The organism is Streptomyces sp. (assembly GCF_035563135.1).
Lineage (GTDB): Bacteria > Actinomycetota > Actinomycetes > Streptomycetales > Streptomycetaceae > Streptomyces.
The window spans coordinates 1-8303 of record NZ_DATMVN010000155.1 but is presented as its reverse complement, the minus strand read 5'-3'; the positions used below and the strand labels follow the sequence as shown (position 1 = coordinate 8303).

The following is an 8303-nucleotide window of genomic DNA, read 5'->3' as shown; positions in this document are numbered from 1 at the left end:
CGCTCCAGCAGCTCGGCGGCCACCCGCCGTCCCTCCTGTCTGGGCAGGTGGTGCAGATCCGCCATCAGGAGCATGTTCTCCTCACCGGTGATCAGACCGTCCACCGCGGAGAACTGCCCCGTGACACCGATCCCGGCACGCGCCCCGTCCGCTGACGTGGCGAGATCGTGGCCCGCGACCTGCGCCTGCCCGCCGTCGGCGGTGACGAGCGTGGAGAGGATCTTCACGACGGTGGTCTTGCCTGCGCCGTTCGGGCCGAGCAGTGCGAACACGGACCCGGCCGGAATGCGCAGGTCGATGCCGTCGAGGACGGTCTTGTCGCCGTAGGACTTGCGCAGGCCGATCGCGGAGACTGCGTCCGGGGGCAGGGGGCCGCCCGCTCGATTAGACGTGGGCATGACAGAACTGGGCATGGTGCTCTCCGTTCGAAGAGTGAAGTGACCGGGGTCGGGCGGTCGGGGAAGGGTGTGTGCTCAGGCCCTGGCGCGGCGGATGTCGATGTTGCCGTGCCGGGTGCGCGCGTGGACCTTGACGGTGTCCTCGGAGTCCTCCGGGGCCTCGGACGTGGTGAGCGTGTTGCGCACCTGGCCGGAGCCCGCGCTGACGTCGAGCCAGGCGGCCGTACCCTCCCGGACACCGACCTCGATGGCACCGTATGAGGTCTGCAACTGCACGGTGCCGCGGACGACTTCACCCACCCGCAGGGTGCCGTGGGCGGTGGTGGCGGTGACCGAGTCCTCGGTGCGCCGGATCTCGATGTCACCGTTGGCGCCGCTCACCCGCAGCTCGCCGGTCGCGACGTCGACGGTCGTGGTGCCGTGCGAGTTCTTGAGGACGGCGGGGCCGTCGACGCGCCCGACGCGCAGACTGCCGGAGCTGGTGGTGATCTCGGCCGCGCCCTCGACCCGGTCCACGGTGATCGAGCCGTGCGACGCGGCCAGCTTCAGCGGTCCGGTCGTGTCGAGGCGGACGTCGCCGGAGGAGGTCTTCACGCGGACCTCGCCGAGCCGGCCCTCGCCGAGCACCTGGGCCCAGGCGCCGGTCATGTCGACGTGGGAGCCCGTGGGCAGTTCGACCGTCACGTCGACGGTGCCGGTGCGGCCGAACAGACCGGGCTTGGGCGTCCGGATGATCAGTGCACCGCTCGCGTACGTGACTTCGGTCTGGTCGGCGGTCCGTACGTCCTGGTCCTTCTTCGGGTCCCGCGGCCGCACCTCGACGACGGTGTCGAGGCGGCCGCCCGCGGTGAACTGGATGGAACCGGCCTCCACGTGTGCTCTGGCCGAGATCGGTTCAGGAGTGTCGAAAGAAGGCATGGCTGTCCCGTCCTCTTGGGTCTGCTGGACGTCCCACCGATGGGGCGTGATGTGAGTGGAGTGGTGCGGGCGGGCGCGGTCAGCGCACCCAGCCGGTGAAGCTCTGTCCGACCGTCCGGGCCTTCTCCGCCGTACGCGGCCGGGTGCCGCCGTCCACCGCGGCCGACACGGCGCGCACCAGCCACGCGTTGACCGACAGGCCCTCGCGGGCCGCGGCCTCCTCGGCGCGGGCCTTCAGGTGGGCGGGCAGGCGCAGGTTGACCCGGGCGGTGCCACCCTCGTCGCTGTCGGCCGGGGCCGGGGCCCCGGGTGGTTCGGGGAGCGCAACCGGCTCTGCGGCAGCGCCGCTGTCGATGGACGGGGGTGTCACCACGAAGTCGGGATCGAGCCCCCGCAGCCGTACGTCGACCGAGCCGGGGGCGAGTTCGCGGGTGATCTCGTCCGCGGCGGCCGAGAGCACGTTGAGCATGGTCAGCCGGGCAGCCGATTCCAGGGGGGCGGTGAGCCTCTCGGCCAGCTCGCGGGCGTCGTCGCCGCCCGCCTCGGCGGCCACCGCGAGTTCGCGGCGGAGGGTCTCGACGTAGGGGGTGAGGTCCATGGCGCCATTGTGGCGCCATTGTGGTGCCAAACGCAAGCAGTGGGGTGTATCTCCGGGGAAGTTCTGAAGGATGCTGCTCTGGCCTGCGGAAATATACTGTCGCCTGGCGTTTCTGGTGTGGTGCCAGGCCTGCCGGAGCGGGCCCCGGTGCGGGAAATGCTGGAGAGTGGCGCCGGAAGGCGCCACTCGGTGCCATGCGAAGTCATGTGAGGCGGCAGAGACCTGTCCGTGCCGGGTGGAGCGCGTGAAGCGCACGCGTCCTGGCCGATCGTTTCCGCGCGGCCGGACCGAACGGAGGCGGACGGCGGGCGCGCGGCTGAGGAAGGGGGTACGTTCCCGGGCCTCGTGGGGCCGACGGAATCGGCTGGGTCCGCCACGGCGGCGTCGGTGCGACCGCTGCGCTGATCGCTTCAGGGCCGGGGCCGACGGATTGTCCGGGAGGCGGTCGCACGTTGTGCCGTAACAAGGGCGTGCGCGCTGCCGGGGTTTGGCGGACTGGGTGGGTGAAGCTGCTGTCGCCCCGTGCCCTGCGGGCTCTTGGGCGGTTCAACGCTGCTCATCCCTGGGACCACAATGCCCGTTACCACCGCTGGATCCTGCGGCAGCTGCCGAGACGGTGCAGCCGCGCCCTGGACATCGGTTCGGGCAGTGGCGACCTCGCGAGACTTCTGGCCCGACGAGCCGCCTCGGTGACGGCGGTCGACTGCGATCCGGTGATCACTGCCCGGGCGCAGGAGCTGACTCCCGCCGAACTGCCTATGGCCTTCGTCGTCGCGGATGCGGCGGCCGGCTTCCCTGCCGGTTCCTACGACGTCATCAGTTGCGTCGCCGCGATCCACCACCTGCCGTCCGCAGAGGTGCTCGCCCGCTCACGCCGCCATCTGACGCCAGGGGGAACCCTGGTGGTCGTCGGCCTGTACCGCGCCCGGACTCCCGGGGACCACCTGCTCGGCGCCGTCGCGGTTCCGGCCGACGCCGCCATGGGGTGGCTGAAGAACAAGGGCCGGCCCTCGCCCCGGCCCGTCTCCATGACGGCTGTCGCGCGCCCGGCGGACATGACTTTCGGCGATGTCCTCCGCGAAGCCGGAAGGGTCCTCCCCGGTGCACGGCTGCGACGCCGACTGTTCTGGCGTCACACACTCGTACGGCAAAATCCCTGAGGGCCTGCGGTTCCACGGGCCGGCTCCCCGTGGGGCAGCCGTCGGCGCCCTGTGACCGAGCCCGGGGAGGCGGCGCCGGCGGACGGCTCGCCGGTGTGCCCGTTCTGCCCGCCGGTGTCGGCAGCAGGCGTGTCGCCCGCGAGGCGCCTGTCAGGATCCGGCCCCGTAAACCCCCTGTTCGGGGGTCCCCGCCGATTCGAAGATGTGCACCGACAGTCCGCGCGGTGTCGTCCTGTGGCTGACCAGTCGCAGACCGGCCGGAGCGCCGCCGTCCGGGAAGAGCCTGCGGCCGCGCCCCACCACCACCGGGGCGATCACGAGCCGCAGTTCGTCGACCAGGCCCGCGGCGAGCAGGGACTGGGCCAGCCGGGAACTGCCGTGGACCTGCAGCTCCCGGCCGGGCTGCCGCTTCACCTCGGCGACCTGGGAAGGCACGTCCCCGTTCAGGACCGTTGTCGGGTTCCACCCGGCAGTCGTCAGGCTGTGGGAGGCGACGTACTTGGGCAGGCCGTTCATCACCGGGGCCAGGGGATGCTCGGTCATGTGCGGCCAGTCCCGTGCGAAGTTCTCGTAGGTACGGCGGCCGAACAGCAACGCGTCCGCCCTGCGGAGCCAGGTGGCGGCCACCTCCTCGAACTCCTCGTCCAGGTGCGGTACGAACCAGCCGCCCCGGTCGAAACCGCCGCTCGGGTCCTCGTCCGGAGAGCCCGGGCCCTGGGAGACACCGTCAAGGGTCAGGAATTCCTGTACGACAAGCCTCATCACGCACCACTCTTCTCCGCCGTCGGCGGCACGGCCTCTTCACCACGGGGCACGAGCGTGTCCCCGCTCCTCCTTGGACACCGCGGCAGGTGAGAACTCATCGGTCCACGTGGCACCCCGTGCGGCCGGGGTGACGGCCGTCGCGTGAGCGGCGCCCGTCCTTCCCGCGCCCCTCCGCGTCCGGCCCGTTCCTACGGCCGGACGCCGGGGGACGCAAGTCCGCTCCCTTCCCGCAGCGCCGTGAGAACGGCCAGGGGAGTCGCCGCCGCCCATGCCTGTGGCGAGCAGGAGTGGGGATACGGCACCGGGCGGGGGTGCTGGGTGCGGGAGTAGCCCGCCATGACCTCGGGCAGCCGGTGACCGTGGTGTGCAGAAGCCGCCAGCAGACCGAGGGCGACCGTTCGCGCCTCGTCCGCCAGGCCGCAACGCGCCAGCCCGAGCAGGATGACCGCGTTGTCGTGCGGCCAGCACGTGCCCCGGTGGTACGAGAGGGGGTGGTATCCGGGCTGACCGGATGCCAGCGTACGGATGGCCCAGCCGGAGAAGAAGTCGGCTTCCAGCAGGCGTCGCCCCACGCGCTGTGCGTGCCCTCCGTCCAGGATGCCGGACCACAGCAGATGCCCGGCGTCCGAGGCCAGCGAGTCGACCTGGCGGCCCCTGCCGTCCAGGGCGAGGGCCGGGAAGCCGGGGCCGGGCATCCAGAAGTCCCGCAGGAACCGGTCCCGCAGATCCGCTGCGGCGCTGTCCAGCCGGTCGGCGTAGGGGGCGTCGTCCCACAGCGTGCGGGCCAGCCGCGCGGTGCGCACCAGTGCGTCGTACGCGTACCCCTGGGCCTCCGCGACGGCTGTCGGTCCCTCGGCCCGGGTGCCGTCGAGGAAGCAGACGGCGCCTTCGGAGTCCTTCCAGTTCTGGTTCACCAGGCCCTGCGGGTCGGGCGAGTAGACCAGGTAACCGCCGTCGTCCAGGCCGCCGTCGCGGAACATCCAGGCCACGGCGGCCCGCGCCTGCTCCTCGAGGCGGGTGGCGAGTGCGCGGTCGCCCGTGGCCTCGGTGTAGCCGGCGAGGAGCACCAGGAAGAGCGGGGTGGCGTCCACCGAGCCGTAGTAGCGGCCGTAGGGCACCTGGCGGAAATGAGCCAGTTCGCCGTGCCGGATCTCATGGACGATGCGGCCCGGCTGCTCGCCCCGTCCGGCGTCGTACTCCCGGCCCTGGGTCGCCGCGAGGGCGCGCAGGGTCCCCTCCGCCAGCTCCGGCCGGTAGGGCAGCGCGAAGAGCGAGGTGAACAGGGAGTCCCGTCCGAAGAGGGTGAGGAACCAGGGGACACCGGCCGACGGCACGCGGACGCGCTCGCCGTCCGGTCCGGTGGCGGAAACCCGCAGCGCCGCCAGGTCGCTCAGTCCACGCGCGCAGGCGGCGGCCAGACCCTCGGGTGCGTCCGGCGGCATGGGCAGCGGCGCCCCCACGAAGGCCGACGTGTCCGCCACCTGCTCGGCGACGGCCTCCGCCGGTGAGCCGGCCAGGGCCGGAGCGGGCGCGCCATGGGCGTACGCCGTCACGGTGAGCAGGAGTTCGGCCGTGCCGTGGGCCGGCAGTTCCAGGTGCCAGTCCAGCTGGTGGGCCGTGTCCTTCACGCCGACGGGCCGCACGGACGCCGGGGCGGGGGACGCGCACACCGCCGTGCGGGACAGCCATGCGCCGCGCTCGTAGGTGAAGGTGACTCCCTCCGCGTGGACACCGGCCGTGCGCAGGACTCCGGCCTTCTCGTACCGCCGCTTGTCGGAGCGCAGTTCGAACTGGTCGGCGAAGTCGGCGTCCGCGGTCAGGGAGAGGAGCGCGGTGACCGGGACGGGACGGTTGTTGACCAGCCGCAGGCACTCCGTCAGGACACCCGCGTCGACCGCCTGTTCACGGAAGACGGTGTAGGCCGCCGGTTCGTCCCTGGTGCCCGCGGGCGTGAGCACGCACAGTGCGGGCGCCTCGCCGGACGACGGCACCAGCACGGCAGGCGCGGCACCGTCGACGGTCAGTGCCCACCGGCTCAGGTGCCGGGCGTCGCGATGGAACAGACCGTCGGGGGAGGCGCCGCGACGGCCGCTCACCCCGCCGTCGGTCCCGAGGACGGCGAAGGTTCCCGCACGGACCAGGGTGGTGTCCGCCGTGCCGCTCACGCGGGTACTCCGATCGGAAGAGCGCTCGTCGCACCGGCGGGGCCGGTGCCGTCCGCCGACCGCGCCGCGGCCAGCAGATCGAGGGTGAGGGCCGCAGTCCACCCGAAGGAGCGGGTGCCACGGGCCCGGGCCGTGAACGGGTCCACGTACTCGGCGAAGGAACTGGCGCCGGCGGCGTCGAGCATGGCCGCGCGCAGCACGTCCGCCGCGACGGCCTGCCCGTACTGGCGCAGACCGCGTTCCAGCAGCCAGTTGGTGTTGAACCAGGCGGGGCCACGCCAGTAGCGGGAGGGGTCGAAGGCGTGACCGGTGAAGTCGTACGACGGCGCCATCGGGACCTCGCCGAGACGGAAACCGGCGCCCCTCGTCGTCTCCAGCAGGGCGTCCACCACGTCCTGGGGGAGGCCGGGGACGATCAGCGGGACGAGCCCGGCGACGCTGCGCTCGGGAATCAGTTCGCCGCCGACCAGGTCACGGCAGAGGAACATACCGTCGGCGGGCGACCAGAGCCGTTCCACCAGGGCCGAGGTGAGGCGGGCCGCCCGCGCCTCGTGGGGGGCGGGATCCGCCCCGGTCCCGGCGGCGATCCGGGCCAGGGCGTGCTCCGAGACGATCAGCAGCGCGTTGACACAGGGGTCCTCGACCGCGAAGGCGTGCCCGCCCCGCACGTCCGTGTAGCCGCTGTCCCGGTAGTCGGAGGCCAGCCGCACATACCGTCCGTAGTCCAGGTCGGTGGGCCGTTCCGAGGCCTGTCCGTGGTCGAGGTCGGCACGCCGGTACGAACCGGGGGCGGCCGGCTCCACGCGCCGGAGCGGGCCGTCCCAGCAGGGGCTGTTGTCCATGCCGGGCTCCCATGGGTGCACCATGGCGGCCAGCCCGCCGCCGCCGAGGTCGCGGCGGCCTGTGAGGTAGTCGTGCCAGGCCACGAGCCGGCCGTACACACGGGGCAGGAAGCCGCGGCTGCGCGAGGTCTCCGGGTCCGCCAGGTGGACGAGCCAGGCGGCGAGCGCGTGCACCGGGGGCTGCACGATGCCGGAGGTCTCGGTGCCGGCCGGTGCGCCCGCCGGGGCGCCGGCCGTGGAGGAACGCCAGAAGTCCGGGCTGGGGAAGTACGCGTCGAGGGACACGGCCGGGCTGAAGACGATGTGCGGCACGCGCCCGTCGGCCCACTGCGCGCCCAGCAGGCTCTCCAGCTCGCGCTGGGCCCGGCGTACCGAGAGATGGCGCAGCCCGATCGCGATGAAGGCGGAGTCCCAGCTCCACTGGTGCGGATACAGGCCACGCGACGGGACTGTGGAGGAACCCGTCCAGTTGGTGAGCAGTACCCGCGCCGCGCCGCGCCGGAGGGCCAGGTGATCGACGGCGGCGGGCACGGGGGTTTCGAGCAGCGACGTCACGCGCCGGCCCTCCGGAGGAACGCGGGGATGGAGCGCACGGCCGCGACGGGGTCACCCGTGAGCCGGCACTCGGCGGCGAGGTAGCCCTCGTAGCCGATGCTGTGCAGGGCGCCGGTCCAGGACGCCCAGTCGAGGTGGCCGGCCCCCGGCTGGAAGCGGTTCGAGTCGCTGACCTGGGCATGGCCGATGTAGGGGGCTGCCGCCAGGATCGAGGCCGGGGGATCGGCCTCCTCGATGTTCATGTGGTAGCTGTCGATGCCGATGCGGACGGAGTCCAGGCCCACCGTGCGGATCAGGTCCACGGCCTGTTCCAGCCGGTTGACCATGTGGTCCTCGTAGCGGTTGAGCGGCTCCAGATAGAGGGTGACGCCCTCGCGGCGCGCGTGCTCGCCCAGTTCGGAGAGGCCGGACAGCAGCACCTCGCGGTCCTGCTCCTCGGTGCGCGGCGGCTCGAACGGGGGGAGCCTGCGCGAGAACATCCCGTAGGACGCGGGGGTCTGGACTCCCAGTGCCCCGATCTCCGCCGCGACGGAGAGCTGGGACTTCATCTGCTCCAGCGCGTCACGGCGCAGTCCGTCGTCGAAGGCGGCGAAGAAGTGCAGCATGTCGACACAGACGGTCGGCATGACCACTCCGTCGGCCAGGGCCTGTTTCAGCTCGGGCAGACGGTCACGGAAGTGGAAGTCACCCTTGGACCGCAGCTCCACGGCGTCGTAACCGGCGTCCTGGGCGAAGGCCCATTTCTCCTGGAGCGTGTCACCGGGGAGGAGCTGTTCCTGGCAGGCGGTTTTCAGCATGGGAGGCCTTTCGGCGCCCGTGAAGGGCGCTCCGGGGTTCTGACTGTGCGTACGGATCGGGCGGGCTGCCGGGTCCGGGTTCAGGGGCGCGCGATGCGCCGGGCG

8 protein-coding genes are annotated in these 8303 nt (G+C 72.5%); 1 reads left to right on the top strand and 7 read right to left on the bottom strand.

The features are described from left to right. From VN520_RS06490 to VN520_RS06480, 3 genes are all read right to left on the bottom strand, one after another. On the bottom strand, positions 1 to 398 hold a 398-nt coding region (locus VN520_RS06490; RefSeq protein ID WP_325745880.1), incomplete at its 3' end, for an ATP-binding cassette domain-containing protein. A 75-nt stretch (positions 399 to 473) separates the two neighbouring features. Beyond that, positions 474 to 1316 (bottom strand): DUF4097 family beta strand repeat-containing protein, encoded by an 843-nt coding sequence (locus VN520_RS06485; RefSeq protein ID WP_325745878.1) that lies wholly within the window; start codon positions 1314 to 1316, stop codon positions 474 to 476. 79 nt (positions 1317 to 1395) lie between these two features. Beyond that, positions 1396 to 1914, bottom strand: coding sequence for a toxin-antitoxin system HicB family antitoxin (locus tag VN520_RS06480; RefSeq protein ID WP_325745877.1), 519 nt, complete (start codon positions 1912 to 1914; stop codon positions 1396 to 1398). A gap of 503 nt (positions 1915 to 2417) precedes the next feature. Here VN520_RS06480 and VN520_RS06475 point away from each other — a divergent pair. After that, positions 2418 to 3074, top strand: a complete 657-nt coding sequence (locus tag VN520_RS06475) for a class I SAM-dependent methyltransferase (RefSeq protein ID WP_325745876.1) — start codon at positions 2418 to 2420, stop codon at positions 3072 to 3074. A gap of 150 nt (positions 3075 to 3224) precedes the next feature. Here the strand turns inward: VN520_RS06475 and VN520_RS06470 are convergent, their stop codons facing one another. The 4 genes from VN520_RS06470 to VN520_RS06455 form a co-directional block, all read right to left on the bottom strand. Further along, complete coding sequence (locus VN520_RS06470) at positions 3225 to 3836, bottom strand: dihydrofolate reductase family protein (protein ID WP_325745875.1); 612 nt, start codon at positions 3834 to 3836, stop codon at positions 3225 to 3227. A 191-nt stretch (positions 3837 to 4027) separates the two neighbouring features. Further along, entirely contained in the window at positions 4028 to 6004 is a 1977-nt protein-coding gene (locus tag VN520_RS06465; RefSeq protein ID WP_325745874.1) for a glycogen debranching N-terminal domain-containing protein, read from the bottom strand. Then, a complete protein-coding gene (locus VN520_RS06460) occupies positions 6001 to 7401 on the bottom strand; it encodes an MGH1-like glycoside hydrolase domain-containing protein (RefSeq protein ID WP_414719781.1) in 1401 nt (466 codons plus the stop codon). The genes VN520_RS06465 and VN520_RS06460 overlap by 4 nt, the downstream gene beginning before the upstream one ends. Beyond that, positions 7398 to 8198, bottom strand: coding sequence for a sugar phosphate isomerase/epimerase family protein (locus VN520_RS06455; RefSeq protein ID WP_325745873.1), 801 nt, complete (start codon positions 8196 to 8198; stop codon positions 7398 to 7400). Before VN520_RS06455 ends, VN520_RS06460 begins: the two co-directional genes overlap by 4 nt. Between the last annotated feature and the right edge of the window lie 105 nt (positions 8199 to 8303).

Coding starts and splice junctions, on each gene's coding strand:
- VN520_RS06485 (WP_325745878.1), bottom strand. CDS start 1,316: ATGCCTTCTTTCGACACTCCTGAACCGATCTCGGCCAGAGCACACGTG.
- VN520_RS06480 (WP_325745877.1), bottom strand. CDS start 1,914: ATGGACCTCACCCCCTACGTCGAGACCCTCCGCCGCGAACTCGCGGTG.
- VN520_RS06470 (WP_325745875.1), bottom strand. CDS start 3,836: ATGAGGCTTGTCGTACAGGAATTCCTGACCCTTGACGGTGTCTCCCAG.
- VN520_RS06455 (WP_325745873.1), bottom strand. CDS start 8,198: ATGCTGAAAACCGCCTGCCAGGAACAGCTCCTCCCCGGTGACACGCTC.